The organism is Ensifer sp. LC11, assembly GCF_001695835.1.
Lineage (GTDB): Bacteria > Pseudomonadota > Alphaproteobacteria > Rhizobiales > Rhizobiaceae > Ensifer.
On the sequence record NZ_MBSO01000028.1, the window covers coordinates 1 to 25,719 of the forward strand.

Annotated in this window: 30 protein-coding genes, 2 tRNA genes and 2 pseudogenes; 18 read left to right on the forward strand and 16 right to left on the reverse strand. The window is 61.7% G+C overall.

Annotation, left to right across the window (positions count from 1 at the left end; all coding sequences use genetic code 11):
- Positions 1 to 102 (forward strand): annotated as a pseudogene (locus BBX50_RS30840) (IS5/IS1182 family transposase); the annotation flags it as partial.
- A gap of 6 nt (positions 103 to 108) precedes the next feature.
- Positions 109 to 771 (forward strand): annotated as a pseudogene (locus BBX50_RS19510) (DUF3095 family protein); the annotation flags it as partial.
- 287 nt (positions 772 to 1,058) lie between these two features.
- Here the strand turns inward: BBX50_RS19510 and BBX50_RS19515 are convergent.
- On the reverse strand, positions 1,059 to 1,556 hold the full coding sequence (locus BBX50_RS19515; RefSeq protein WP_065776987.1) for a MarR family transcriptional regulator: 498 nt from the start codon (positions 1,554 to 1,556) through the stop codon (positions 1,059 to 1,061).
- Positions 1,557 to 1,709: 153 nt separating this feature from the next.
- Here BBX50_RS19515 and BBX50_RS19520 point away from each other — a divergent pair, with 153 nt between their 5' ends.
- Together BBX50_RS19520 and BBX50_RS19525 are read left to right on the forward strand one after the other, a co-directional pair.
- On the forward strand, positions 1,710 to 2,105 hold the full coding sequence (locus BBX50_RS19520; RefSeq protein WP_065776988.1) for an Ohr family peroxiredoxin: 396 nt from the start codon (positions 1,710 to 1,712) through the stop codon (positions 2,103 to 2,105).
- 669 nt (positions 2,106 to 2,774) lie between these two features.
- A complete protein-coding gene (locus tag BBX50_RS19525; protein WP_201723499.1) occupies positions 2,775 to 4,295 on the forward strand; it encodes a DUF1254 domain-containing protein in 1,521 nt (506 codons plus the stop codon).
- A gap of 184 nt (positions 4,296 to 4,479) precedes the next feature.
- Here the strand turns inward: BBX50_RS19525 and BBX50_RS19530 are convergent, their stop codons facing one another.
- Both BBX50_RS19530 and BBX50_RS29985 read right to left on the reverse strand, forming a co-directional pair.
- The gene (locus tag BBX50_RS19530; protein WP_065777071.1) at positions 4,480 to 5,931 is read right to left on the reverse strand and encodes a CHAD domain-containing protein; all 1,452 of its coding nucleotides are present in this window, start codon (positions 5,929 to 5,931) and stop codon (positions 4,480 to 4,482) included.
- A 169-nt stretch (positions 5,932 to 6,100) separates the two neighbouring features.
- Positions 6,101 to 6,334, reverse strand: a complete 234-nt coding sequence (locus BBX50_RS29985; RefSeq protein ID WP_139108843.1) for a hypothetical protein — start codon at positions 6,332 to 6,334, stop codon at positions 6,101 to 6,103.
- A 142-nt stretch (positions 6,335 to 6,476) separates the two neighbouring features.
- On the opposite strand from BBX50_RS29985, the gene BBX50_RS19535 reads away from it, so the two are divergent.
- The 3 genes from BBX50_RS19535 (at position 6,477) to BBX50_RS19545 (ending at position 9,491) form a co-directional block, all read left to right on the forward strand.
- Positions 6,477 to 7,583 carry an endonuclease/exonuclease/phosphatase family protein gene (locus BBX50_RS19535; protein ID WP_065776989.1) on the forward strand — a complete coding sequence of 369 codons (1,107 nt, stop codon included), beginning with the start codon at positions 6,477 to 6,479 and terminating at the stop codon, positions 7,581 to 7,583.
- A 2-nt stretch (positions 7,584 to 7,585) separates the two neighbouring features.
- On the forward strand, positions 7,586 to 8,326 hold the full coding sequence (locus BBX50_RS19540; protein ID WP_083213742.1) for an NUDIX hydrolase: 741 nt from the start codon (positions 7,586 to 7,588) through the stop codon (positions 8,324 to 8,326).
- A 247-nt stretch (positions 8,327 to 8,573) separates the two neighbouring features.
- Complete coding sequence (locus tag BBX50_RS19545; RefSeq protein ID WP_065776991.1) at positions 8,574 to 9,491, forward strand: PhzF family phenazine biosynthesis protein; 918 nt, start codon at positions 8,574 to 8,576, stop codon at positions 9,489 to 9,491.
- Positions 9,492 to 9,545: 54 nt separating this feature from the next.
- On the opposite strand, the gene BBX50_RS19550 is transcribed toward BBX50_RS19545, so the two are convergent.
- A tRNA-Lys gene (locus BBX50_RS19550) sits at positions 9,546 to 9,621 on the reverse strand.
- Between the two features lie 330 nt (positions 9,622 to 9,951).
- Between BBX50_RS19550 and BBX50_RS19555 the strand changes: the two genes are divergently transcribed.
- Positions 9,952 to 10,027: transfer RNA gene (locus tag BBX50_RS19555), tRNA-Lys, on the forward strand.
- A gap of 635 nt (positions 10,028 to 10,662) precedes the next feature.
- Here BBX50_RS19555 and BBX50_RS19565 read toward each other — a convergent pair.
- The 4 genes from BBX50_RS19565 to BBX50_RS19580 all read right to left on the reverse strand — a co-directional run bounded on the left by BBX50_RS19565 (position 10,663) and on the right by BBX50_RS19580 (position 12,550).
- Positions 10,663 to 11,067, reverse strand: a complete 405-nt coding sequence (locus BBX50_RS19565; RefSeq protein WP_065776993.1) for a hypothetical protein — start codon at positions 11,065 to 11,067, stop codon at positions 10,663 to 10,665.
- Positions 11,068 to 11,169: 102 nt separating this feature from the next.
- Positions 11,170 to 11,382: a hypothetical protein gene (locus BBX50_RS19570; RefSeq protein ID WP_139108244.1), complete on the reverse strand. Its 213-nt coding sequence runs from the start codon at positions 11,380 to 11,382 to the stop codon at positions 11,170 to 11,172.
- An 11-nt stretch (positions 11,383 to 11,393) separates the two neighbouring features.
- Positions 11,394 to 11,729: a hypothetical protein gene (locus tag BBX50_RS19575; RefSeq protein ID WP_139108243.1), complete on the reverse strand. Its 336-nt coding sequence runs from the start codon at positions 11,727 to 11,729 to the stop codon at positions 11,394 to 11,396.
- Between the two features lie 230 nt (positions 11,730 to 11,959).
- Positions 11,960 to 12,550: a hypothetical protein gene (locus tag BBX50_RS19580; RefSeq protein WP_139108242.1), complete on the reverse strand. Its 591-nt coding sequence runs from the start codon at positions 12,548 to 12,550 to the stop codon at positions 11,960 to 11,962.
- Between the two features lie 692 nt (positions 12,551 to 13,242).
- Between BBX50_RS19580 and BBX50_RS19585 the strand changes: the two genes are divergently transcribed.
- Positions 13,243 to 13,503 carry a DUF1127 domain-containing protein gene (locus BBX50_RS19585; RefSeq protein ID WP_065776997.1) on the forward strand — a complete coding sequence of 87 codons (261 nt, stop codon included), beginning with the start codon at positions 13,243 to 13,245 and terminating at the stop codon, positions 13,501 to 13,503.
- A 194-nt stretch (positions 13,504 to 13,697) separates the two neighbouring features.
- Here the strand turns inward: BBX50_RS19585 and BBX50_RS19590 are convergent, their stop codons facing one another.
- Complete coding sequence (locus BBX50_RS19590) at positions 13,698 to 13,940, reverse strand: hypothetical protein (RefSeq protein WP_065776998.1); 243 nt, start codon at positions 13,938 to 13,940, stop codon at positions 13,698 to 13,700.
- A gap of 275 nt (positions 13,941 to 14,215) precedes the next feature.
- Here BBX50_RS19590 and BBX50_RS19595 point away from each other — a divergent pair, with 275 nt between their 5' ends.
- A complete protein-coding gene (locus tag BBX50_RS19595) occupies positions 14,216 to 14,755 on the forward strand; it encodes an acyltransferase (protein WP_065776999.1) in 540 nt (179 codons plus the stop codon).
- A gap of 128 nt (positions 14,756 to 14,883) precedes the next feature.
- Here BBX50_RS19595 and BBX50_RS19600 read toward each other — a convergent pair whose 3' ends face one another.
- The gene (locus BBX50_RS19600) at positions 14,884 to 15,897 is read right to left on the reverse strand and encodes a glycosyltransferase family 2 protein (RefSeq protein ID WP_065777072.1); all 1,014 of its coding nucleotides are present in this window, start codon (positions 15,895 to 15,897) and stop codon (positions 14,884 to 14,886) included.
- Positions 15,898 to 16,146: 249 nt separating this feature from the next.
- Between BBX50_RS19600 and BBX50_RS19605 the strand changes: the two genes are divergently transcribed.
- Entirely contained in the window at positions 16,147 to 16,854 is a 708-nt protein-coding gene (locus tag BBX50_RS19605; RefSeq protein ID WP_065777000.1) for an FkbM family methyltransferase, read from the forward strand.
- Between the two features lie 161 nt (positions 16,855 to 17,015).
- Here the strand turns inward: BBX50_RS19605 and BBX50_RS19610 are convergent, their stop codons facing one another.
- Positions 17,016 to 17,342, reverse strand: coding sequence for a hypothetical protein (locus tag BBX50_RS19610; protein ID WP_065777001.1), 327 nt, complete (start codon positions 17,340 to 17,342; stop codon positions 17,016 to 17,018).
- Positions 17,343 to 17,775: 433 nt separating this feature from the next.
- On the opposite strand from BBX50_RS19610, the gene BBX50_RS19615 reads away from it, so the two are divergent.
- From BBX50_RS19615 to BBX50_RS19625, 3 genes are all read left to right on the forward strand, one after another.
- The gene (locus tag BBX50_RS19615) at positions 17,776 to 18,126 is read left to right on the forward strand and encodes a hypothetical protein (RefSeq protein ID WP_065777002.1); all 351 of its coding nucleotides are present in this window, start codon (positions 17,776 to 17,778) and stop codon (positions 18,124 to 18,126) included.
- 180 nt (positions 18,127 to 18,306) lie between these two features.
- Positions 18,307 to 18,723: a hypothetical protein gene (locus BBX50_RS19620; RefSeq protein WP_065777073.1), complete on the forward strand. Its 417-nt coding sequence runs from the start codon at positions 18,307 to 18,309 to the stop codon at positions 18,721 to 18,723.
- Between the two features lie 314 nt (positions 18,724 to 19,037).
- Positions 19,038 to 19,190: an entericidin gene (locus tag BBX50_RS19625; protein WP_065777074.1), complete on the forward strand. Its 153-nt coding sequence runs from the start codon at positions 19,038 to 19,040 to the stop codon at positions 19,188 to 19,190.
- Between the two features lie 25 nt (positions 19,191 to 19,215).
- Here the strand turns inward: BBX50_RS19625 and BBX50_RS19630 are convergent, their stop codons facing one another.
- The 3 genes from BBX50_RS19630 to BBX50_RS19640 are packed head-to-tail and all read right to left on the reverse strand — an operon-like array spanning position 19,216 to position 20,358.
- Positions 19,216 to 19,620 (reverse strand): hypothetical protein, encoded by a 405-nt coding sequence (locus BBX50_RS19630; protein ID WP_065777003.1) that lies wholly within the window; start codon positions 19,618 to 19,620, stop codon positions 19,216 to 19,218.
- A 37-nt stretch (positions 19,621 to 19,657) separates the two neighbouring features.
- The gene (locus tag BBX50_RS19635) at positions 19,658 to 19,930 is read right to left on the reverse strand and encodes a hypothetical protein (protein WP_065777004.1); all 273 of its coding nucleotides are present in this window, start codon (positions 19,928 to 19,930) and stop codon (positions 19,658 to 19,660) included.
- On the reverse strand, positions 19,927 to 20,358 hold the full coding sequence (locus BBX50_RS19640) for a hypothetical protein (protein WP_065777005.1): 432 nt from the start codon (positions 20,356 to 20,358) through the stop codon (positions 19,927 to 19,929). Before BBX50_RS19640 ends, BBX50_RS19635 begins: the two co-directional genes overlap by 4 nt.
- Positions 20,359 to 20,599: 241 nt before the next feature.
- Between BBX50_RS19640 and BBX50_RS19645 the strand changes: the two genes are divergently transcribed.
- The gene (locus BBX50_RS19645) at positions 20,600 to 20,848 is read left to right on the forward strand and encodes a hypothetical protein (protein ID WP_065777006.1); all 249 of its coding nucleotides are present in this window, start codon (positions 20,600 to 20,602) and stop codon (positions 20,846 to 20,848) included.
- Between the two features lie 367 nt (positions 20,849 to 21,215).
- On the opposite strand, the gene BBX50_RS19650 is transcribed toward BBX50_RS19645, so the two are convergent.
- Both BBX50_RS19650 and BBX50_RS19655 read right to left on the reverse strand, forming a co-directional pair.
- Positions 21,216 to 21,710 (reverse strand): HIT family protein, encoded by a 495-nt coding sequence (locus BBX50_RS19650; RefSeq protein WP_065777007.1) that lies wholly within the window; start codon positions 21,708 to 21,710, stop codon positions 21,216 to 21,218.
- 303 nt (positions 21,711 to 22,013) lie between these two features.
- Positions 22,014 to 22,664, reverse strand: a complete 651-nt coding sequence (locus tag BBX50_RS19655; RefSeq protein ID WP_065777008.1) for a S24 family peptidase — start codon at positions 22,662 to 22,664, stop codon at positions 22,014 to 22,016.
- A 933-nt stretch (positions 22,665 to 23,597) separates the two neighbouring features.
- Between BBX50_RS19655 and BBX50_RS30540 the strand changes: the two genes are divergently transcribed.
- From BBX50_RS30540 to BBX50_RS19670, 3 genes are read left to right on the forward strand one after another with little or no spacing between them, the layout of a single operon-like run.
- Positions 23,598 to 24,335 (forward strand): hypothetical protein, encoded by a 738-nt coding sequence (locus BBX50_RS30540; protein ID WP_065777009.1) that lies wholly within the window; start codon positions 23,598 to 23,600, stop codon positions 24,333 to 24,335.
- Complete coding sequence (locus BBX50_RS19665) at positions 24,307 to 24,831, forward strand: hypothetical protein (RefSeq protein ID WP_065792100.1); 525 nt, start codon at positions 24,307 to 24,309, stop codon at positions 24,829 to 24,831. The genes BBX50_RS30540 and BBX50_RS19665 overlap by 29 nt, the downstream gene beginning before the upstream one ends.
- Entirely contained in the window at positions 24,821 to 25,615 is a 795-nt protein-coding gene (locus BBX50_RS19670) for a helix-turn-helix domain-containing protein (RefSeq protein WP_065777011.1), read from the forward strand. The genes BBX50_RS19665 and BBX50_RS19670 overlap by 11 nt, the downstream gene beginning before the upstream one ends.
- Positions 25,616 to 25,719: the final 104 nt, after the last annotated feature.

The window sequence follows — 25,719 nt, forward strand, 5'->3', positions numbered from 1 at the left end:
CGAATGAAGCACTTCCGACGCTTCGCCACCCGATACGACCGCAGAACAATCCACTTCGAAGGCTTCGTCTATCTCCTCGCCGCAATGATCTGGCTGCGATGAATGTCGATTCGTCCTAGTGGACAGGATGTGAAAATCGCCCGCTATGCCGCCTCCAAGGACGCCACCTATGCGATGTTTGCCGGCGGCGGGCTCAAATGGGCGGAGCGGCAGATCAAGAACGGGCGCTACCTGGTCGCACCCGGAACGGACGAGGCGGCACCTGATCTCACGGGGCTTGCGTGCGAATGGCGGCCTTTTGCGAGCCGTCAGGGGCAGATCCTGTCGCTGCTGGTCGAGCCCACGGACGCGGTGAGCCCGGAACGCTTCGCCGCCCTTACGCGGGAGGTGATTGCCGTTTTCGACGCGGGGCCGCGCCAGTCGCATCCGCTGCCCAATGAAATGGGCGTGCCGAAGGATGCGCGCGTGCACATCGAGCCCGAGCGCTGGGCGGGCGTCGCCGCCAACTCGGATTTCCGCAAATACGACGACGGCCTGCGCCTGACGGTGGATTGCGCCGTCGAGCAGATCGATCGGGTCGAAGCGGTCCTCGCTCAGGCGAAGATGCTCGGCGAAGTCAACTTCGGCCTGCACCGGCAGTCGCATGCGCTGATGACCTGCCTTGTGCCATCGGCCAGCCCGGACGCGCACTTGCATTTTCTCGACGGCATGGACGGCGGCTATGCCAAGGCGGCCGAGATGATGGAGCCGGGCAAGCGCCTGGGCGGCTAAAGCGCGTCGTGTTTTCCCTCATCCCGGTGCTCGTCACAGGGATCCAGCAGCGCCGCGTCTGCGGCGTCAAAAAGTCTTTTCAGCCCAAGGACTTGGGCTGGGCTGGATTCCTGTGACAGGCACAGGAATGAGGATTCGAGGAATAGCCGGGCCCTGCCGCAACCGACGAAGCGCAGTCGGACTGCTGTCGTGTGCCGGGAAATCCCGGGTAAAACAGAACGGGGCGGCAACCAGCCGCCCCGTATTCCTGCGGCCATTGCCAGGATTCCGCGCTGGGAAGACCGCCGTCAGTCCTTCGTGGACTTGGGCGATCCGGCCTGTGTTGCGCGCAGCAGGTTGTCGCGCAAGTTTGCGACCGACTGCTGCACGACCGGAAAATCGTCTCCCAATCCCGTGGCGTCGAGCAGGGCCGAGCCCGGTTCCGTATCGACCAGCGCGCGGCCCGCCGTTGTCAGCGTGAGGCGCACCTGGCGTTCATCGGCCGGGTCGCGCCGGCGTTGCAGGTAACCGTCGGCTTCCAGCTTCTTCAGGATCGGCGTCAGCGTGTTCGATTCCAGGAACAGCTTTTCGCCGAGCAGGCCGACCGTCTGGTCGTCTTCCTCCGACAGCGCCACCAGGGTCACGTATTGGGTATAGGTGAGGCCGAGCTTGTCGAGCAGCGGCTTATAGGCGCGGCCGAAGGCGAGGTTTGCGGAGTAGATCGCAAAGCAGAGGAAGTTCGAGAGCTTCTTGTCGCCCTTTGCCGGCGCGGCCTGCGGACCATTCACTGTCTTGGACGTGGGCATAGGATATCCTTTTTTCCTTTTGTCTCGCTGGGTTTAGTATAGATCGGATCCGATTAAATCGCAATGTTGTTGACAGGGGTATTTCGATCATCTATAAACATCGCATCCGCTTAAATCGGATCCGATTAAAAAATCAAACAGAGAGGAAATGACATGACCGCGAAGCTCGTTTTCACAGGCAAGACCCACAACACCGGCGGCCGCAACGGCGGCACCCGCAGCAATGACGGAACGCTTGAGCTGAAGCTCTCGCAGCCGCATCCGGCCGCCGAAAATCTTTTCGGTGCCGCCTGGTCGGCCTGTTACATCGGCGCGATCGAACTCGCCGCGCTGCAGCGCAAGGTGAAGCTCCCGGCCGGCCCCGAGGTCGAGACCGATATCAATCTGAGCGTCGACGAAGGTTCCTACTTCCTCAGCGCACGCCTCAATGTCAGCCTGCCGGGCCTCGACCGCGACGTCGCCCATGAGCTGATCCACGCCGCCCACGACATCTGCCCTTACTCCAAGGCGACGCGCGGCAACATCGACGTCGAGACCAATCTCGTCTGAGACCCTTAAGAAAAGCTTTTGATATCATCGGGATGTGCCGGCCTGGAGAACCAGCCGCGGCGCATCCCGATAGCGTTTTCAGGCTCAGTGTTCGATCGTCCGACACGCCGGCCGGTGGCTGGCGAGGGATGATTGAAGTTCGCGTCCGGCGTGGCCTCACGGGAATGTAATTTGGCCGATCGTCCCCCTTGTTGGTATTTTCGCACCTTCGCATGTACGGGGGACGGCTGCGGCCGATGATGGCATGCCTCACAATCAAGTTCGGCTGCGGCATCGCCCTGTGCGGCGCCTGCGCGGTGGATGGCGGCGGGCTGCCCGTCTGCTCCTGCGTCAGGCCGGTTGCTGCACCATTCATTCGACACACTTCGCGAAGCGCGGGGACCGCAGCCGTGGACCTTCGACCACGCTTTTAACAGTTACGCACTTTACCGGACCACGAGCGTCATGTTTCCTTGATGGACAAGGGAAGACCGGTTGACGGAGTGATCCAAGGCAGATTGGCGACATCGCGCCCTGGCGGCGCGCACATACGACTTCAGGGAGCGAGAATGACAAAGCAGTCCGACAATCCCTTGATAACGACTGGGCCCTTGATAGTGACTGGGCCCTCGAAAACGACCGGGCCCATGGAAAAGGCCGGGCCCTTGGAAAAGACCAGGGCCCCTGGAGATGAGCCGGCGCGACATGATGAAGGGCGGGATCGGCGCGGCATCGCTTGCGGCGATCGGTGCCGGTGCGGCGTTGCCCGCGGCCGTAACGGCCGCCTCGCTCGCTGCCTCGGCCGATCCGGCGCTCGCGCAGCAGGCCCTGGGGCCGGGCGCACCGACCCTGCCGGTCACCGGAGTCCACATGCATCCGGGCTATGCCCGCACGATTGCGCAAATGGCCTATGTCTGGGGCTGGCCGATCGTCAACATGCTGAACCGCAAGGCCAGGATCACCCAGGCGCCGAGCCCGGGGCTGCTCGGCGGCATTCTGCCCGTGGCGCCACGCGGCCAGGTGGGCATGCTGCACGACTATATCGAGCCTTCGCAAACCTTCGTCACATGCCCCAACCAGGACGTCATCTATGGCCTTGGTTTCTTTGAGCTGGACGATGAGCCGGTGGTGGCGCAGGTGCCCGACTTCGGCGACCGGTTCTGGATCTATGCGCTTTACGATGCGCGCACCGACCAGTTCGGCCAACTTGGCAAGCCCTATGACACCAAGCCCGGTTTCTACCTGCTCGTCGGGCCTGATTGGGACGGCCTGAAGCCCGCCGGTATCAGCGAGGTCATCCGCTCACCGACGTCGCTCGCCAACGCCATCCCCCGCATCTTCCAGGACGATACGGGGGAGGACAATCGCGAGCTGCAGCCATTGATCAACCAGGTGGTCTTCTATCCGCTCAGGGACTTCACCGGCGAGATGAAGACGATTGAATGGGCCAAGCTTGCGGACATTCGCGTGCCGCCATCGGACGACGATGCCGGCGGAGGCGAAACGAAGTGGGTGGTGCCGGAGACATTCTTCAAACAGTTCGCCGATGCAGTGGCTGCGGCCGATCCGTTGCCGGGCGAGGAGGCGCTTTATGCGCAGTTCCGCCTGCTCATCGATGCGGCGGCCAGGGATCCGGAGCTGGAGCAGATGCTGGTCGATACCGCGATCGAGACGGAGGAAAAGGTGATCGCGCCCTTCTTCGATTGGCAACGCAACGGGCTTCCCGCCGGCAATGGCTGGAACCGCTCAGTCAACAATGCGCAATGGGGGATCGACTACTTCAACCGGACCGGAACGGCCAAGTCGAACATGTTCGACAACCGCCCCAACGAGACGCAGTATTTCTACACCGACTTCGACGGTGCAGGCGACCAGCTGACCGGCGTCAAGCTCTACGAAGTGACCTTCGCAGCCGGCGAGGATCCGCCCGTCAACGGCTTCTGGTCGCTGACCCTCTACAACGACAAGCACCTGTTTCACGCCAATGAGATCGAGCGCTATTCGATCGGCACCAAGAACAGGAAGCTGAAGCGCAACGCCGACGGCTCGCTGACGATCTATGTGAGCGCCGAGCGACCCGGCGGCGACAAGGACAGCAACTGGCTGCCGGCTCCCCACGGCATCTTCTCGCTCTATATCCGCGCCTATTGGGGCAAGGAGGGCATTCTCGACGGGTCCTGGCAGCCGCCGAAGATCACGGTGGCGCAGTGACTGTCGGGCAAGTGGCTCCGTCGCACCGACCGGGCCAGCTGTTCGCTTGTCGAAAGCTTCGGCGCAGGCCGGCACGTCGCGGTTTCCTTTTCGCGCGCCTTAGATCATTGAAATTACGCAATTCCGGACGGAAAACCGTTTCACACTTTTCCTGGAATTGCTCACTGAATGGCGGTCTTGCCTGTCAACGCCAGAAGCGTTTGACGTCGATCACGTCGTCCAGGGCGCCTTGTGCGCGGTCGATCAGTTTGCCCTTGTCGGCGTGCACGGTCAGCGTTTCAGCGTCCGGGTGATCTTCCAGACCCATTTCGCCGAGCACGAGAGGTCCGGAGACGAGGTCGTTGAGGGTGCCGAGCTGGTCCTGCAGCGCGGTCATGGCGCTGATGAAGCGCTTGTGGCGCCGTACGCCGCGTTTGTCGTCGAACAGCGCGGCGAAGAACTCGGCCGCATAGCGCAGCTTCTTGGCATCCTTGCGAGCCTCGTGCCGCTCCTCATCGCTGACCTTGGCGAGTGCGCGGCCATGTTTCTTGAGCTTCCTGCGCTCGCGGTCGAGCACCGCTTCGGCGAAGTCGACCGCCGAGCGATCGCGCAGCTCGGCCGGTGGCGTCGATTGATACGCGCCGCAATGCAGCCACTCGTGAAGATCGAGCAGGAGGGCGCGACCGCGAGCGCCGTCGAGAGCCGAAAAGACGTCGACATAGCGGGCGGCGCGCGCCGTCTGCAGGCGCTCGAACAGTTCCGGTTCCGGCTCACGCGTCAGAAGAACATCGACATCGCGGGCCTTGCCGAACTCGCCGGCCAGCCATTTCAGCTCGCCCTTGATGCGCTGGCTTTCGTCGTCCTGCAGGATGTCCCTGTAGAGCGAGACGGCCGAGCGCAGGCGGCGAAGGGCAACGCGCGCCTGATGCAGCGCCTCCGGGTTCTGGCGCATGCGCAGCACGTCCTCGTTCAGACGGAAGTGGCGCAGGCAGGCAAGCGCGATCGTCCGGAAGCTCGTCGTCACCCGCATCTCGCGATCAAGCTCGACCGGCTCGGCCTTGAAGACGGTCTGCTGCGCATCGATCAGGCGAAAGCCGCGCTCGGCCTTGGACATGACGCCGAAGCGGATGGGGACGACGGCTTCGATCCGGCGTGCCAGCGTGAAGAGCGCCTGCGGGTCGCCGCCCTTCAGCTCGAGCTCGATTTCGCCGATCGCCGTCCGGCGGCTGCCTGATGTGATCGCGCCGCGGTCGAGCACGGCCTCGATCCTTGTGCCGTCCTGGTCCATGTCCCAGGTGGTCCGCTCGACCTCGACGGTGAACTGCGGTTCCAGGTCGCCCGGTCTGAGGTCGAACTCGGCGGCAAGCGGGGTGGTGTGGCCGACGACCGGTTCGTCGGCGACAAGCGGCTGCTCCCATTCGGGCCGCGCGTATACCGACGCGCTCGGGCCGGTCGCCTTTATCGTTTGGGTGCGCGCCGCGCCAACCGTGCGGATGCGCAGGGTGAAACCCGATTGAAAGAGGTCACGGCCGCGCGTGTCGAAATAGACGGATCGCTGCTGTTCGACGCTTGCCGGTTCGCCAAGGAGGCCGGACGCTTCGAAGCGGTCAAGATCGTCGGGGGAGAGCTCAAGCTTGAGTTCTATTTCGGTGTTCAAACCATCCTCCATGAGCGCAAGGGCAATGTCATAACGCCATATGAGCACATTGGTTCATGGTTTGAATGACATAGATCACGCTCTGAGCGATGGAAGGCCAAGCCTTGACGAGCCGCGCGGTGGCACGCTTGCGACGCCTGGCTGCACACCCCCCGCACACTCAAGGAAATCAGGCTCGGCATCTGCGGCTCAATGTCCAGGTGATTTCGCCGAAACGACCTAACTCTTTGTAACGGCGCAATTCCATACGGAAAACCGCTTCACACTTTTCCTGGAATTGCTTTTTCAATGGCCGCAATTCCGGACGGAAAACCGCTTCGCACTTTTCCTGGAATTGCTTTTTTAAGGGACGCAATTCCGGACGGAAAACCGCTTCGCACTTTTCCTGGAATTGCTTTTTCAATGGCCGCAATTCCGGACGGAAAACCGCTTCGCACTTTTCCTGGAATTGCTTTTTAAGGGCCGCAATTTCGGACGGAAAACCGTTTCACACTTTTCCTGAAATTGCTCTAAGCTCCCGGCATTTCATGCCACGGAATTGATAAATGTCGCTTCGTCTTGCCACCTTCAATATCGAAAACCTTCTGAGCCGCTTCGACTTCTCCGGCTTTCGCAACCAGCTGAAGCAGGATCGGGTGCTCCGGCTCTTCGACGTGAAGACGGAAGCCGAGTATCAGCGGCTGGAGGAAGCGCGCACCATCGCGCATACGGATGATACCAGGCAGATGTCGGCGCTTGCCATTGCCGATTGCGACGCGGATATCCTGTGCCTTCAGGAAGCCGACAACATGGCCTCATTGCAGGCCTTCGAATACAACTATCTCTTCCGCATGGTCGGCAACGGCTACCGCCAGAAATACTTGATCGAGGGCAATGATTCGCGCGGGATCGATGTCGCCGTGCTGATGCGCGAGGAGACGCGCGACGGCCAGCCGATCGAGTGCCTGGAGGTCAAGAGCCATGCGGGGCTGACCTATGAGGACCTCGACCTCTTCAACGACCAGATCGCGCTCACCAACCGGCCGGCCGACCGGATCTTCAAGCGCGACTGCCTGGAGCTGGATTTGAGGATCGGCGGGCGGCCGCTGACGCTCTATGTCGTTCACTTCAAGTCCATGGGCCCGGCGCGCGAAGGGCTCGACGGACGGCAGGCGACGATGCCGCTGCGCGTGGCAGAAGCGAGCGCCGTGCGCCACATCATCGAAAGCCGCTTCGGCCGCGGAAAGACCGCCGACAAGATGTTTGCGATCTGCGGCGACATGAACGACTACCAGGAGAAGGTGAACATCCTCGGAGACCGGCGCAACGGCTACCAGTTCGTGCCGCACGAGGAAGCGTCGAGCTCGCTCGACGTCTTCAGCCATGACGGCTTTGCCGAAAACCCGATGCTGCGCCGGCCCGTGCTTGACCGCTGGACGCTGTTTCACAGCCGCGGGCCGCAGGAGCGGCATCTCTGCCAGCTCGACTATATCTGGCTGTCGCCCGCCCTTGCCGAGCGCAACGCAACCCAGGTGCCGGAGGTCATCCGCGGCGGGCAACCGTTCCGCACGATCTTTCCGCCGGAACTGGAGGTGGAGCGCTACCCGCGCACCGGCTGGGATCGGCCGAAGGCGTCGGACCATTGCCCCGTGGCGATTACCCTGGACGTATGATGATGAGCGCTCTTCAAAGCAACACGGGGGAGTGGCCGGCCGAGGGCGAGATCATTCCGATTTCGGATGTCGATATCCGCGTCAATGGTGCGGCGCATCCGTTTCATCTGGAAGAGGCGGGACGGGCGCAGGAGAACTGGGAAAAGGAGATCGCCGCCAATCCGCATCTCTTCGATGGCCGCATGGTGCTGCAGCGGGCGCTTCGGATCGAGGACGGCCAGATCCGCGGCGAGGGGCATGTGGTGCCCTATTCGACCTTTCTCTGGTGGCGCAAGACCAGGGAGGAGGGCGCCTTCCACCTCTTCGCCATGCCGGCGATCCTTTCGTCCGACGGCGCGCTGATACTCGTGCGCATGGGGGCGCACACCGCCAATCCGGGGCGCGTCTACAGCCCCTCAGGCTCGCTCGAGCCTGACGACGTGATCGAAGGGCGCTGCGACATCGCGGGCAATATCCGCCGCGAGGCGCTGGAAGAAACCGGGATCGATCTTGCGCTTGGCGTCGCCGAGCCCGGCTATCATCTCTTGCACATGGCGCGGGCGGTGACGGTTATTCGCATCTACCATTGCCCGGAAACGGCTGAGGCACTGGTGGCGCGCGTGGCGGCGCATATCGCGGCCGATCCCGAGCCGGAGATCGATGAGGCGATCGCGGTCTTCGGGCCGGACCCCGCAGCGTACAACTATCCGCCGTTCATACCGCCGATCCTCACATGGCTGTTTGGCGAGCGCCGGCTGCGCTGATCTTCAAAAAAGTGCTGTATGTCGTTGTTTTTGCCGAAGATTTGGCGCGTTCGCTACGGCAAAAGCCGTCGCACGGGGCAGTCGGTTGCGGTTTGGATGATCCGCACGCGCCACCCCGTGGGCGCTGACCGCCGGTGAGCAGGTCGCGAGAAATCGTGACTGTGCGTAACCGCGTGTCGGCGCTTTTGCCCTTGCCGCCCGCGCCCCGGCATTGCAAAGTTTGGCGCATATTCGCAAGGGGACATGAATGGCGCTGAGTTACGCGATCTACGACGTCTTTACCGACAGGCAACTCGAAGGCAATCCTCTGGCTGTGGTCTTTGGCGCCGATTGGCTCGAGGACGAGGCGATGCAGGCGATCGCGCAGGAGTTCAACCTGTCGGAGACGGTGTTCATCCGCAGGCCCGGCGGCGCTGCCCATACGGCAAAGCTCAGGATTTTCACCCCCAGCCAGGAACTGCCTTTTGCCGGTCATCCGACAGTTGGTGCGGCGATCGCGATCGCCGAGGTCCAGCATGGCGCGGTCGAGGAGGGAATCGACCTCGTGCAGGTGCTGGAGGAACGGGTGGGGCCGGTGCGCTGCGCCGTCAGGCTGAAGCCGGGGCAGGCGAGCTTTGCCGAATTCGATCTGCCGCGCAAATCGCAAAGGCTCGACGCTCGCTTCGACCGGCAGGCGATTGCCGATGCACTGAGCCTCAAGCTCTCGCAGATCGGCTTTGAGAACCACGTGCCGTCGTTCTGGAGTGCCGGCGCGCCCTTCGTCCTGGTGCCGGTCCACGACGTCGCGGCGGCCGCCGCGATCGAGTTCGATCCGTTGCGCTGGGAGCAGCTGACGCCGATTGCCGAGGGGCGGCTGGCATCAGCCTATGTCTATTGCCGCGGCGGCGTGAACCACACGGCACGTTTTCACGCCCGCAAGTTCGGCCCGGGCGCGGGTCATCTCGAAGATCCGGCGACCGGCTCGGCCGTAGCGGCTCTTTCCGGCGCCATCCATTTCTTCGACCAGTTCGTCGACGGCCATCATCCGGTGCTCGTCGAGCAGGGCGTGGAGATGGGAAGGCCGTCCTTTATCCACCTGCATCTCGATATCGCAGGCGGCGAGATCAGCAATGCCCGCATCGGCGGCAGTGCCGTGAAGATCGCAGCCGGCGAACTCTATGTCTGACGCACGCGTCATGCTTGGAGAAGTTCAGCTTAATCAGCGTTTTAGGAAAAGTTTTGGTGGGTGATCACGGGCTCGAACCGTGGACCCGCTGATTAAGAGTCAGCTGCTCTACCAACTGAGCTAATCACCCATCCGTGCGCTCGCTTTAGCGTACAGCTCTTCCGCACTCAAGAGGAAATCGTATCGCGCGCTCGGTAAATCACAGGCGGCCTTTCACGATCGAAACCGTCCGTCTTTCCAATGCATTCGGTCACGAATTGCCAATCCCGAGGGCGTTGCTTATCGCTCTGAATCTTCCATCTGCTACAGAGAGAAGACGCAAGGGACGTTCTCCACAGGGGCAGATGCCAGCCTCGTGCGTTTTTCAAAAATTTTTCACAAAGGCGCTGGACAACCCAGCTGAACGCCTTTATACGCCCCCTCACGACAGCAGCGGGACTTGACCGCAGCGGTCGCGGATGGGTGATTAGCTCAGTTGGTAGAGCAGCTGACTCTTAATCAGCGGGTCCACGGTTCGAGCCCGTGATCACCCACCAAAACTTCTCCTAAAGCGTTGATTAGAAATCAAATTTCGTAATTCGAGACCTGTCGGTGTCGTCGGCGAACCGATTGGCGTGCGTCTTCGGTATCGCGCGCTCGCACTTGGCGCGGGGCAAAGTTGTAGCGCGCCCCTGCGCAGAGCATCAGGCCGCCTGCGGGACCGGCTAGTCGAGATGTGGAAACGTCTGGTCGCAGAGCTATCTGAAGTCCGCGACAATTTTGGTCCATCGGCGTCTGACGTCCGTGCGCCCTCATCGCGGCAACGCTTCAACGTTGAAGTAGGATGGGATTGGCGCTCTGCTCGGCTGACCCGCGATGACGCTTGCGCAGAGACTGGCGTAACAGACAAGAAGCGACATCCGCACAATCGTCCGCTGTGTTTTGTGCGCTTCGCCGTGCAAGAGCGCTTGGCGGAATCTTTCCTCCCATCCTTCATCGCCACCTGCGGCAACGATTGCCCGGATGATCGACCAGGCCATCGTGACGAACCCGGTTGCGAAGCTGGTGAGGAAAATGACGACGCAGAACCCGGAGAACCATGCGTGGGCAGTCGACGGTGCGCCCAGGCGATGGGATGCCCAGGCGGCGGTTGCGAGGCAGGTTAGTCCCGCTACGACAAGACGAAGCGGGGTCATGGCACTGCTTGCCGCTCGTGCCCGGCCGGCGGGAGGCTGGACGGGATTGGGGCCGTGCTCGGCGTGCTGGCTATGGCACCCACGCATAGGGCTGCGAAGTACACCACAAGCGAGACCATGAAGATCGTTCGTTCTGTTTTGAACTCTTCCCCGTGGAGCAGCAGCCGATGGTTCTGGCGGTATCTTTCACTCCAGCCTACGCCGGGTCCTCCTCCTACCATAATTATCGACCAGGCAAGCGTGATGAAAAATGTCGCGAAACTCGTTAAAACAACGATCGCGTCGAGCACGGTAAACCATTCGTACGCTGTCGACGGTGTTCCCACGCGGTACAGCACAAATGCGGTGACCGCTGAGCCGGCCAGAAGAACAATTGCAGAAGCACGGCGGAGCGCGGTCATGGCTGCCTATCTTCGATTGCGGCGGACCAATGTGGAGCGAGCTGCGGGTAGCCAGGTTCAGTCCAACGAAGGCAGCGGTGCACAACAACATGCATGCTCTTATTATCCAACGCTCTCTTCTGAATTCCTGCCCATGCCAAAACGCCCATGTGTCCCGCCGTCCACCTGCAATGCGGATGGCTGGTTGACATCTGTCCATACGCCAAAGTGGATCTGCACCCGTAGCATTGTGGCAAATCCGACTAAGAGACCGGCATTAAAGACAAGCGTGCAGGCAAGCTGAAACCAGGACAGTTCCAGACCAGCTTCGCCCATCGCCATCATCCCTACGGTTGTGAGGTTGCAGCGTCCGCGCAGAACTTCGTCCGGTTCGCTTCGTCGCCGAGCTTCGGGCGCATCTCGTCGAAGCCCATCGTGCCCATGCTGACCACCTGGTTGCGCGAATAGCCGTCATGTTCGGCGTCCTTCAGCAACTCCGCTTTCCACTCGGTGAAATAGCGGGCGCCGACCTTCTGCACGAGCTCGGGGCAGGCGGTTTCTTGCAGGAGGAAGGTCGAGTAGGCCGCCCAGTACATTGTAAAATGTCGTTTCCCCCGATGGTCGGCATCTGCCGGAATCGCGCAGGCGAAAACAATTGAAACGGCTAGGATCATGCGCTTCATGGATGCTGTCTCCCCCTCTGTCTGGCCGTGCTTTCTACTAGAAGTATATGTGTGGTCTGATTAAATACAAGATTATGCTAATTTAATACGTGGTGGATTTGCCAGGCGGTGCATCGATACGCGGTGGCTTAACAATGAAGGACTGCTCGCAGCGCGGCCGGCGAAGGCTGCAACGCCCACGCGTGTGCGTGCCAGCGGCAATCCCTTCGGCATGAGCGGCGCGCTTGCGATCACCCTTCGATTCTTCTCAGGAGGGTGATGAGGTAAAGCCCATCGTCGAGTTTGCCGTAGCTCGATACGTCCCGCGAAAGCGGAAACGCCTCGCTCGACAGGGCTACCCGCCCGTGTTGTTCGGCGACATCATGCTTTCCCTTCGCGATCATAGCCAGCATCATGCCGAAATGCGCCGGGCGAAAGCTCTTATCCAGATCCAGCGCTCTCTGGAAATACGCCATAGCCCTGTCGATCTCTCCGCGGTGCTGCAGGATGCGGCCGTGGTCGGCAAGCATGTCGGGGTCATCCGGCTTCATGCTCTCTGCCTTGGCGAAGAAGCGTTCGACGGTTGATAAGGGCGCACCCTTTTCGTCCATCGCCACGGCGAAGCCCCAATAGATGTCGGGATAGTCAGGATCGAGCAACCAGGCCTGGTTGAACCTGTGTATCGCCATGCCCGGGTCCTTTATCGCGACAAATTTCCAGCCCAACTGCATTGCGCGCTTGGCCCCCAGCTCCAGGTTTCCGTGGGTCGATTTGCGAACTTTTTCGACGAAAACGCGGTCGCCCTGCAGTTGCTTCTTGGTCTTGGTGACCCCTTCCCACATCGGAACATTCTGGCTCTCGGCCCTGGCATTTGCCGGTGGCGTCAGCAGCCAGGTCGTGATGGCCAGGAGCGCTACGAGAAAGCTTATCCAGACCGGCACCCTCGTCTCAGTGATCCCTGCAACTCTGCTGCTTGCGGCAACGATACTCGACCTCATGACGCGTACTCCGGGTAACTAATTTAGTTTCGCCTACAACGTGCAGTATGATCGCTATGCGGGAAACTGCAATTAATCCGATAGGGTAGGGTACAGCCGCTGAGATTGGTCCGTGCCGCAGCGCCGTGAAGTTCGTGAAATTTGCGCAGGAGGGCGCGATCGGCCGATCCGTTTGCGCGCAACCGCCAGCTGTTGCCTTGATGCAACAGGGGGCAGCTTCAATACTGCAGTCTGCGATTGTCCTCTTGCCGCGACAGTAAACTCGTGTAATTTTCGAAAAATCGGAGCTCAAACTAGAGGAGGCATACGATGATTCATAATCTTGTGCAGATGCGCGCCTCTGGTGGAGTGGTACCTTCGTCACGACGAGTGTGCCATAATTTTACGGGTTACTTTGGCGCATAAGCGCACCCTGAGTTCCGCCTTTTCTTAACTTCCATTTTGACTTGATGTGACCGGTTTTCGGAACGTGTTTCCGTGTCCGCGCGCATCCATAATCTAGAGGACCCGTCCGTTCTGATCGGCGGGGATTAAACATGCGCGAATTACAGCTTACGTCCGCTGGCGGTCTGCCGGCGCTCATGGACGACCTTTATCGAACCTTCGGCTTCTGGCGCACGGCCGGCGCCTTCCTTCTCGCTGCCTGGAGGGGGCGCCGGACGGTCAACACGCTTAGCCATCTTTCCGACCGGATGCGCCGTGACATCGGCGTGGAGGAGAGCGCGAAGGCATCAGAACAGGCTGTGATATCCCTTTGGGCGATGCCCGTCGGATATCCGGCTCTCCGCCGCAACTGAGGCCCGCCCCAAGCGGGCCTCTTCACTCTGCAGAGATGGATGCGCCGTCTGAAACGGTTGAGGAGCAGCTCGATCCTCGTCTCTACTATCCGCCAACGGGCACAAACGACGCTGCGACGTGGCAGCGCCGTCCCTTGGTCGGGACGACCAGCCCGCCTACCGTCGACCGGGCAAGGTGGTCGTGTTTGCGGCCGTTACTGGCTGGTAGACGGCTGTGTCGTGGACGGCTGGGTGGTCGACGGTTGTGTCGTCGACTGGTCAGTCGTTGCCGGCTGCTGGGGCGTCGTTGCTGGCTGCTCAGTCGTCGCGGGCTGTGTCGTTGTCGTTGACGGCGCGGTCTCGGTTGCTTGCTGGTTGGCTCCCGGTTGGAGGAACATGACCGCAAGAACAATGAGCACGACCACAACCACGATACCGATGACGGTGTTTCGATTCATGCAGGTTTCTCCTCAGGTTAAGTGCCTTCATGCAGTAAATGGAGCGGTCGGTCGAATAATCAACGGGTTCTCTTCGCCGTTCGGTTGAAATTGATCCGCGCACCCGTCGCAAGTCAGGGCAGCGAGACTTCTTCGGCGGCGACAGGGATGTTCTGGCCACGCCCCTTGGAACAGGCCGACACCTTTCCTGTCGGTTGCCGCCGGCAAGCGGGTCTTCAAGAAGTGGTTCGCAGAAAGTAGACTCCGAGAACCGGCGACTGGAAGGTGAAAGCGGCATGACGCTGAGCGAACTGACAGCGATTTGGCTTCGGCTGCGCTATCGCAACCGAGTGACCATTGGACAGCGGTGCCGGATCCTGGGCGCGATCATCGACCCCGGCAAAGGGCGGATTGCCATTGGCAAGCGTGCGGAGATCAAGCAGGGGGCGATCATTCAGGCGATCGACGGCTCCGTGACGATCGGAGACCATTTCAGCCTCAACCCCTATTCGATCCTCTACGGATCCGGCGGCCTGACGATCGGTGATTGGGTGCGCATCGCCGCCCACGTCGTCGTCATCCCGGCCAACCACGGTTTCGACAATCCCGATGTGCCGATCAAGATGCAGCCGGAAACGCGCCTTGGCGTCGTCATCGAGGATGATGTCTGGATCGGTGCAGGTGCGATCGTGCTGGATGGCGCGCATATTTCGCGCGGATGCGTGATCGGCGCTGGGAGCGTGGTCAGGGGACGCACCGATCCGCTTGGGATCTATGTCGGCTCGCCGGCGCGAAAGGTCGCGGTTCGCGGTGAGAAGAAGGACCCCGCAATCTGACGAGCGCCCGTGCGCTCCTCCCCCTGCGCTTCTCCCGTGCGCTCGGGATGAGCGCACGAAAGACGCTATAGCACTTTGATTCGAGAGCATTTTTCTGCCTCAAGTGATTTCACTTGAGGCAGAAGGCGTTAGTGGCGTGCGGACCCGTCCCTGGGCACAGGGGTGATGAAGCCAAGGCGCAGCAATTGCCTGGAGCCGTCGAACTTCACCGACGATTCGGAAAAAAGCTGCAGCGCGCCGGTGCTGGCAAGCGTCTCGGTCATCTTTGCATAGGCGGCCGAACCATCGAAATATTGCCCATCGGCAACGGCGTCGTTGATGACTTTCTGGTAGTCGGCGAAGAACTTGAAATGCAGGAGTGCGCCTACGATCGACGAAAAGTTGCGTTGATAGGGGAGCGGCTGGTGGATGCTCGGGCCGAAGAGACAGTTCTCATCCCAGCGGATCAGCGGATATTTGATCATTTCCAGGTCCGAGTCGAACTCGCGCAGGCGGGCGCCGCCCTTGACGGAGATGGCGCGCTTCGTCGTTGTCATAGCGTAGCCGCGGCTGTCGAAGTGGTCGGCGACCTCCCAGGGCGCATGCGTCTTCAACTGGTTGATGTCGGCGGTACCAAGATCAACCGGGTACATGTCCAGCATCGGGGCCGGCAGGCGCGAGATCTCGCGCTCCTCGAGCGCGTGGATCAGCGACCAGAGCGTTCGGCTCTCGCAATCGTCGTAGATCAGGAATTCATCGGAATCGACGTTGACGTACCAGCGGTCGCTTCCATAGAGCGCGAACAGCGCCTCCCTCCAGAGCCGGCCGCGCCTGGCCTCCTTGTAGCGCTGCTGCGAGGCCCACAGGTCAACATCGGCGTGTTCAAGCAGATATTCGCGCGTCCCATCGCTCGAGGCGTCATCGACGCAGATGAAGCGCGTGACGCCCAGCGATCGGTAATGGGCGAGAAAGCCAGGCATGAGCTTGGCGTCGTTGTGCGTGAGGAAGATCAGCGGGAGATCATCCGGATAGAGCGACGTCTGGCCTTTCGGGCTGATGCAGCGCAGGTTGACCTCGCGGCTCCTGGTGCGCTCGCGACGCTCGACCTTCGCCGACTCGTACCAGCTGGCGAAGCGGTCAAGCAGGTTTCGCTGCGCAATCATTGCGGCGTCGGATCCATTCTTGAATGGATAGGTAATGTCAGTCATTGCCATTCCTACAAACATTTCTCTTGCATAATGTAGGAAGAGCTGAATTTAAGGCGTCGGTGAGGCAGCCACGTCAAGGCTGCCTTGCGATGGTTGACCGATGGTTAACGCTGTGAGCGGCACTTCTCGCCAAGATTGTGCACAGCCTCTTACGTCGGCTGCAGAATCGTACTAATGGGCGGGGATAGATCTTTGGGGCAGAGCATGAAGCGCCTTTTTCGTTCGATTCGAAAGACATTCCGTCACCTCACCAATGCACGCACGGTGACGATCGACGGCGTCAGGCTGGTGTCCGATCAGGCGCGTATTCCCAAGGCCGTGCGCGATATGATGTTTCGCGAGGTCTACGAGGATGCGGAACGCAACATCCTGCTGCGGCTCCTGAAGCCGGGATCGAAAGTGCTGGAAATCGGCACCGGCGTCGGCTTCATCGCGCTTCTCGCCTCCAAAAGATGCGGGGCGTCCAACGTGCTGACCTATGAGGCCAATGCCACGCTGGAGCCGCTGATCCGCGAGAATTTCCGGCTGAACGGCATCGAGCCGACCCTGCGGCTGAAAGCGATGACGGTCGACGGCCGGCCGATCTCCTTCTTCCGCAGCGAGAACATCATCTCGTCCAGCGCCTATGACCGCAAGCTTCCGGGCGCGAAGGTGGAGATCGAAAGCGACGTCTTTTCCGAGGTTCTTGAGCGCTACCAGCCGGATGTTCTCATCATGGACGTCGAGGGGACTGAGGACGAACTTCTGCGCATTGCGGACTTCGGGTCGGTCAAGGATATCCTCGTCGAGCTTCATCCGCACATCATTGGCCAGGCGAAGGTCGATGAACTGAAGAAAGCGCTGGCGGACAAGGGATTCCGACAGGGCGAAAACGACCGCAAGACCTTTCACTTCCATCGCGACAGAGCGTGAACACAAGGGCCTCCGCCGCTTCTGTTGCCCAAGGCGCAACTTTTGGCGTTAGGTAGCAAAAACCACCAGACCGACCGTAGCAATCATAGTCGACACGGCAAGGCTTGCTTTTGGCCCCATTGCTGCGCCTCTTCTGCAAGCTATTGCAGCCAGTTCGGCATCTAGGTTTTCACCCAATTCAGATGGGCGTTCGTGCACTGCCGCCGCGCTGTCAAACGCCTGAGGTTTGTGACCATGCACCAACCTCTGATCGGCTCAATAACCGCGCCCGCTTCAATATCGCGCATCATGCCGGCTTCCAAGGCTTCAGGGTCGATGGCTGAAGCGATGCCCCGGTCGAGGATTTCGGGCAGCATCGTCACCACAATCTCGCTGATCTGATGGGCCCAGTCGCGTCCGCCGACATGCCCGCCAATGATCGCCTCCGCATGCATGGTAGGAGCAGCGAGTCCAGCGGCGCGGAAAGACGCATTGAGTTTGGCACCCATGCTATTGGTGGTTCAGGCGGCGGATTTCTCGATCAGAATGAACTAAGATGTAAGGAACTTTATCTTCGCTATTGCTGTCTTCGACCGTCATGACGCCGCCGCCCCCCCCTAGCGATTGCGTTCAATGTCCAGACGTATTTCACAATCCAAGAATATTCGCGTCCACCCGAAAACACTAGTTTAAGGAACATCGATATTCGTTCGTAACGGACACGATCCCCCTCTCGGCGCGGAAGAAGGCCGGTGGATTTCAAAACCCCCGCCCGAGGCGCTGACGTCCAACACCTTTTTTATTTCAAACACGTAAGTCGCTTTTGGTGGTCTTTGCTACTAACGCTGCAACTTTTTGGGGGGTCGTTTGTTACTCTTGCATTCATGTTCGCTGCGCTAGCTTTAGGAACTGATGTGAAGCTAGCCAGTGCAGGAGGCTGACATGCTACAAACGATGAGCAAGGTTTTGGTCGCGACCATGATAGCGGCAAGCGCGCTGACGGCGCTGCCATCGGTTTCGACGGCGCAATCGCTGGATCTCTATATCGGACCGGGCCAGGGCTACGAAGGCGACTATCGCAGAGAACGTCGATACGACGACGATGACTACTATCAGGAGCGGCGTGGTTGCAGCCCGCGGCAGGCCATCCGGCGCGCCTATCGCTACGGCATGCGTGATCCGGCGATTGCAGCCATGACCCGCAACCGCGTCATCGTCGAAGGCATTGGCCGGCGCGGAGAATACACCCGGCTCTATCTCGCCAACCGGAACGGTTGCCCGCGCATCGGCTGATAGTCGCCCGATTGCTGCGGCGCTGCCCCCTGGTCCGGCGTGGGTGGCGAGGTCATGTAAGCGCGTCCAAGACCGCGACCTGGCCTTTGCAGGCGCGCTTTGCGTAAATCGGCGGGCGGCCATTCAGGCGCCCGCTGCGCGCGTTTTCCTCTGCGCTGCGAAGATGGTATGGCTGCGCGCATGACTGCCTCGTCCCACATCGCCCCCACGCCGCTTGCCGAGCGCAGCTGCGGCACGTGCACGCTCTGTTGCCGGCTTCCCGATATCGACGCGTTGGCCAAACCGGCCAATGCCTGGTGCCAGCATTGCACGCAAGGACAGGGGTGCCGGATCTACGATGCCCGGCCGCAGCTTTGCCGCGACTTCTTGTGTCTCTGGCGCACGGACGCGGCACTGGACGATGCATGGGAGCCTGCGCGCGCGCGCATGATGATCTATCGCCAGGGGCCGCAGATCACGGTTCTCGTTGATCCTGATGTCCCCGAAATCTGGCGGCAGGCGCCCTATCTCTCGACGCTTCAAGGCTTTGCGCGGGAGGGCGACGATGGCCAGTACGTCATCGTCTTTGCCGGTGATGCGGTGTTTAGGGTTGAATGAGCGCTGAGCCGCAGGCCCTATAAGAAAGAGCCCCGCACGAGGGCGGGGCAAAGCAGGCACCCAAAATGGCTCGGGGTGCGGGGAAGCGCAGTCCAGAAAGAACGTACTGCGCGGTACGGAAGCTAACGTGCATCTGGCGGGCTGGGGAAGGCCGGATTCGGCGATTCTGGTACGGTTGCCAAAATAATTTGGGCGAATGGAAGCCAAGCGGATGGGGGTGCCGGGTGGCGTTTTCCTTCCGCTTCCGCTGCTTCCAATTGACTTTGGCGCGCCGTGCCGCATTTCCGATCGGAGGGAAACCGACGGAGATGACGATGTCAAAGGCGATGCTTTCGGTTCTGTTCCTGGCGCTGCTTGTGCTTTCCGCCTGCGGCAACACGGCGCGCGGCTTTCGGCAGGACAGCACCGAGACCGGGCACGCGCTCGACGATGCGACGCATCGCGTGCTGAAGTCGACGTCGAAGTAGCGCTGAGCTGATCCGGCTTTGATGTCTACCGCAACGGAGCGGTGCGCGGCTGCCCGACGGTTTCGGCGCTCCTGAAGATGACGACGGCGAACAGAAGCACGCCGAGGAAGGCGACGATCGAGGCGGCGGCGACAATCGGCTCGATCGCCGGGTTGCCGGTGACCATCAGATAGAGTGACGGCACCAGCACGGCGACGCCTGAGGTGTAGACGTAATATTGCACGAGTGCGAGCCGGCCCTCGGCCTTGGCCGGGTTAAGCGCATAGTAGATGCCGAAGATCGCCATTGTCACCCAGCCGAGAAGGTTGGTGTGGGCGTGTGCCGGCGTTGCTGCGTGGTCCTGGCTGATTGCCATGTGAAGGCCGATGACGAGGCCAATGATCAGAAAGATGATTGCGGTCTTGAAGTAGAGCTGGGCAAGGCGCGGCATCGGCTGTCTCCTCCTCTAGGGGCGTCTGACTATTTTATTAGCACTTTCGTAAATTAATCGAGATTGCCAAAATTGGGTGATCGGCGGAGGGCGGATCCGGTTGGACGGGGCCATCGGACCTCGCGGGCCTGGCGGTCGCGGCCGCAAGCGCTGCGCGCTTACGGGTGGCCATGTCGTTGAAGGCAGCGAGCTCCTGGCGGTGCAGATAGGCCGATATCGCCGCCTCCACGCCGCGATCGTTGCCGCCTTCGGCTTCCCAGAAGGCTTCCATGGCAGCAAAAAGGGCGGATTTGTCGAGCGTGACGGTCATCGCAGGCACGTGCCGAACTGCTGGCGGTGGTTGAGGGTGCCGTGGGCTGCCTGGCTATAGGACGCGCGCTGGGCGTCGAAGTCGGCGCACCAGCGCTCCCAGGCGTTGGAGGTGCGCACGAAGGCCGGCAGCTTGTGCTCTGCCTCAGGGCTCTCGTCGTAAGCGTTCAGCCAGGCGTCCGCCACGGTTTCGGTGACATCCTCGCCATGAAGCGCGTCGAGGTCGAAACGGATCAGGCGTTCGGCATGCTCGCCGTCGTGCGCCTTGAGCCAGTCGGCTGCGGTTTTGTAGGTGGTGCCGACGGTGTCGGTTTCGTCGCAAAAGTGGCCGGCGCCCAGCGTCATCAAGGCGAGGATGATCTCGCGCCGCTGAAGGAAGGGGGCGGCGCTCATCGCCGCCGCGGCGCTTTCTCGGATCACATCGGGCATCGTTCACCTCGGTCTGTTCGAGGCCGTACGTGGTGTTCCCTTTCGGGTTTCCTGTTGGCCCCTCCGGTTCTGCTTTGAATGCAACTATAGGAAAAATCCTATCACGGCGTCAATAGGAAAAACGCTGCCGGCAGGAAACTTCTCGCGCAAACTGTCGATGAGCTGTTATTTGTTCTTGTTTTGTTCCGTGGATTGCGCCACCTTGGCGCTGCCATTTCAGGTGGCGGAAAGGGAGCATGGAATGATCACCTACTTCGTCGTTCAGAGCTTCACGCTGGGCAGCCGCGGCGCGTTCATCGCCGATGACCCGGTGCCGGCAACCGGAGCCGAACACGCCCGGCGGCTGGCTGAAAAGCTGGCGGCAAACAAGGCGGGCGTCATCGCCTTCAGTCGGTCAGGAGACCAGGCGACCGGCGAGTTTGAGGATGCAACGGTGCTGTTCATTTCCGGCGATCTGCCGACGGAGGTCGAGGAGGCGATCGCGGCCTGAGAATGCCAGAATTTGAGAGTGGGTGCGGGTACGTGGGGCCGGTGATGTCAATGGCCCGAGATTCGGGCGGCTGCTTTCCCGAGACCATTCGTCGTTGCCGATCGAAGGGCGGACCTGTGGCTCACCAAACGGCTAGAGCATGTCGCGCAAAAGTGCGCAGCGGTTTTGCGATAACGATATGCGATAAATCAAAGACTTAAAGCGCGAAGAGCGAATCTGAAAGATCGCGACGCGCTCTAGATGCGGCTTGGGAGGCCCTTGCCTATCTTTGCAAGGCGGGTGGCGCCGCGCCGGGGCGGCACATCAGCAAGGTGGATGGCCGGAAGTGCCGCATCCCCGCCAAAGCGTCGGAGGCGGGCGTCCAGTGTCACGAAAACTGGATGGCCTGACGCAGGATTGTTATCGTTTCCGACACTGACGGCCCCTTGATCGGCGGCGGATCAACGCGTTCGCAGAATTCCCGCCAGACGAACAATGTCAGCTCAGCGCCGTCAGTCGGCGTCTCTCCTGGTCCGTCTGCGAACTGTCCGAGTACCCGGTAGCGATCATCCTTCCAGAAAAGGTCCTCAACCCACGCATAGATCGGGATCGCGTGAAAATGGATCGGATAACCTGGGGAGTGCCCGTAGCGGCCGATGTAGACGCGCCGGGCACCGAGCGCGTTCAGCGCGCGCTGAACCTTTGCGAACACCGTCCCCATCGAACCTAGTGTTTCGGCAGACAGATCGCTCAGATCATTCGTGGCCTTGGTCGAAGCAATCATGAGGTAGCCGGGGAGCGCCGAATTGATGCGGTGGTTCACGGACCAGCCAGATGTCCGGGCGACATGATACTGCGGAGGAATGCCATGGTCGTTGCGCATGACTGCACCTTATCAGGCATCATTGCCGTCGCAATGACTGGTTTTGGCGCAGTCCAGCCGCAATCACTGATCGATGGGAGCGGTCGTCGGTCATCCTGCGTTCGGCGTTTTATGGGGCAGCCTCGCAGATCAGCTTCCGCATCATGGCATCGCCGATTGGCGCATCTATGGCAAGCCCGCCCCGGGTCGTGCGGGGGTGCGCGCCGCCATTTCTTCTCGGCGCGAGCGGTGATCTGCCGGGATCAATAAATAAGCTAACAAAACCAGCGTCTTGCTGCGACTTCCTGTGGGCGCGGCTCGATCCTAGCGCGCGCTGTATTTGCCGACGACCCGGTGGCAGAAGGACCACTCGACCCGGCTCTCGGTGAACTCCAGGAAGGGGTTGTACTGCCGCAGCGTCCATTCGCGATCGTTGAAGGAGATCAGGCGCTTGATGATCGCTTCGGCGTCGTTGGCCGGGGGCACGTGATAGAGCACCACGTCCTTGTCGCGCGCCGGCGGCAGATGCGGGTGGACGAGCGCCATGTCGCCCGGCTCATAGGCCGGGATCATCGAGCTGCCCGTCAGATAGATGCCATAGGCGCCTTTGACGCCTTCGAGCACCGAGGGGCGCTTGACGTATTCGACCGCATCGAAAGTGACGATCACGTGGCCGTCGCCGCCTTGCGCGGCGGCGAAGATCGGCAGGTCGCGATGGCCGACGAGCTGCTCGCCGGGCACGATCTGCGGCGCGAAGCCGGGCGCGCGCCTTGGTGTTGCTTCACCGGCGGCAACGGTGCCCTGAATGAGGTCGAGGATCGTGCGGGCGTCGCGCTCGCGCAGCTCCCGCGGCGTCTCTCGCTCGAGGAACTGCTGGATATAGGCGTGGTTCTTCCCGATCGCGATCGACAGATCCTTGTAGGTCGTCTTCTTCGCGTCGACAGCTTCCCGGATGAGGTGGCGCAATTCGTCCATGGCACTGGCATCCCAGATTCCGTTTCTGACGTCCAATAGGATTTTTCCTCTTGATGGCAATAAGAAATCCTACTATGAATAGGATGTCAACGGAAATTGGCGGTGCAAAGCCACCACGGTCTTTCGTTGCGCGACGCCAGCGTGACCGGCGTGTTGGCTTGGAAGCGGACCCTGTTCCGGTTCCAGTTGCATCGGTCAGGCGGCTCAAGGGATCGATCGCCGCATCTCTGCGGCGATCCAGGCGAGGGGTCGTTGTTGCCTCCCCGGCGATCTCTCGCCTTCAAACTTACGCCGGCAACCGCGCCGGCGCATGCCTTGGCGCGGCCGGTGGCGGTCTGCGGCCGGCGTTGTGCGCGGGGCTGGGGCTGGGGCCGGCGGCAGGCGTTCTGATCGAGCGTTGCCTGCCTCAGGCTGCTGCATGTTTCCTTTGATCGCAGGCGATTGAGGGGAAAAACATGCAGCAAACCAAAACGTTACGGCGACCTTTGCGCGTCTGACAGGACGCGCGGCGCTGCAGAGAATCGTCCTTGCACCTGCGGGTGCGTGGCGCCGGGACTGGGAAGGCTGACCGGTCCGCCCGCAGAAGGGCGAGCGGTTTGCCGGCGAGGGACAATCGGAAACGGGCGCGCGACAGGCGCGAAGGAATGGCCGCGCCAGATGGTGCGGCCAAACGGGAACGCACGGAAAGACCAGGTTGGAAAAACAGGTTGGAAAAACAGGTTGGAAAAACAGGTTGAAAGAAGCGAGTTGGGAAAGAAGCATGGCTGACGACGATCTGACAGGAAAGGCGCCGGCGCAGGGCGCGCGGTGGGGGCGGAGCACGGCTGTCGCTGCACAGTTGTCTGCGGCTCGCCAATCGTGCGGCATGGCCTTCGCCTGCCGTTCAGCAAAGGCAAGCGGCCATGCCTGCCGGCGGACGCGGGAGGCTTAGCGATGCGCATCACCGCCATCGTCGAAGCCCTGGTTCAATCGGGCGCGTCGCCGGAGATGATCCTTTCTGCCGTGCGGGCCGCGGAGGCAGAGCACGTGTCGGAAGCCGAGCGGCGGCGGGCAAGCGACCGGGAACGGCAGCGGCGTTACCGGGCACGCGTGACGTCACGCGATGTCACGGTGACAGCGGCGGCTGCCCTCTCTGATAAAGAAAGCTCCCCCGCACCCCCTAAAGAAACTAACTCTCCCGACCCGACTCCCGACCCGCCCCTGGGGCTGGTTCGGAACGGCGACAGCTTGCTGCCCGATGGTGGCTGCGAAGCGCGTCCCCGGCAGGGCGGGCGCCGGGCGAACCGGCTCCCCGAGCGTTACGAGCCGGACTGGGGCTTTGCCGCCGGGCTCGGCTTTTCCCGGGCCGAGGCGGCAGCCGAGTTCGACAAGTTTCGCGACTACTGGGCCGCCAAGTCTGGGCGCAACGCCACCAAGCTCGACTGGGCCGCCACCTGGCGCAACTGGATGCGCAATGCCGGCAGGCCAAGCCGTGCGACCCGGCCGCATCGGGCGCATCGCCACCCGGCACCGCCGCGAGAGACCGCCTTTGCCCGCCACCAGCGGGAATGCAGGCAAGCGATTGAACAGGAACTCAATGGAAACCAGGACAATGACCTTTTCAGAGATAATGACGTTGCCGGCGCAGGCCCGGCTTTCGACCTTGAGCCGGGAGATTACCGCGCTCACTGAGCGGCTGACCGGCGTCGGCGAGACAGCAGTGCTGCGCAGCCTCGATGCGATGCAGACGGCGGGCATGACGATGCCGCAGGCGATCGAGCCGAAAAAAATCCTTGCGGTCTATCTGTACGCGCTTTCCGGCGTGCCGGGCTTCGGGCTTTCGACGGCGACGATGAAACTCATCCGCGGCGACTATGCCGCCAACCCGAACGTGCTTCTCGGCGCGATCCCCAAGCCGCCGGTGCTGGCAGCGCTGGCGAAGGCAGAAGCGCTGAACCTCAGGGCCGAGCTTGCCCGCAAGCGAGAGATGGTGGCCGTGCTGACAACGGTTGGGGCCGACAATCGCCGATCGGCGGCGAGCCGCAGCCGGGTCCGGGCGCTGCTCGAACGTTTCCGCAAGGCCCATGCGGCGGAAAAGCAGGAGGAATCCGGCCTTCGCCCCGACAGCAACACCAGTGCCGCCAAGTTCACACCATGCATCTGTGAGGAGGGTTTCCATGCAGCCTGAAGCGACTGATTTCACGAGGAAGACAACAGGGACCCGCGCAACAGGGGGCCGTTCGAAAGCGGGCCGCTCGGCAAAGGTGGGGGCGGCTTCCGGCCCGAGCGGCGACGGCAGCGGTTGCGGACAGAAGGGCCTAAGGCGCGCCGGCACACCCGAGCCGCAGGCGGCCGGAGACCCGATCGGCGCGCAGCGGCAAACACGCACTCGATCTGGTGAAGAGAGGCGCGCTGGTGAGGAGACCTGCGCTGGCGAAGAGGCGCGCGCCGGGCAAGAGGCGCCGCCGGCGACGCTCGATGATCTCGCCGGCATCGTGGCGGCTCAGGTGCGGGCGCAGACGCGCCGGATCGCGGAGCTGGAGCTGGCGCTCGCCGATGCGCAGGCGCGCATCCTGTCGCAGGCGCGGCTGATCTGCACTGCCACGCTTGCCGCTGATGGTGATCTCTTCAGCCGCCGGCCGGTGCGCGAGATCGTCGAGGACGTGCTGGCGGGCTATCCCGGCATCCGCTGGGAGGAGATCATCGGCGTCGGCCGCGAGCGGCGGCTGGTCGAGCCGCGGCACCGATGCATGAGCGCCGTCTATCAGGAGCGCCCGGATCTTTCGCTGCCGGCGCTCGGTCGCATCTTCCACCGCGACCACACCTCGGTGCTGCACGCCGTCAACAAACGGGAGCCGGGCGAGGAACCGCACGAGAATCCGCACGAGACCCAGCACCGGGCACGGACCCGCCGGCCCGACGGACCGCTTGCGGCGGCCAGCGACAGCGGGATCGGCGTGCGGACACTTTGATATCGGGCACTTTGATATCTGGCACTTTGATTTCCCGATGATTTTGGTTCCCGCCTCGCGCCGGCCCATGGCCGCGCCGAGGGTGCCGCTGACGAATAAAACAA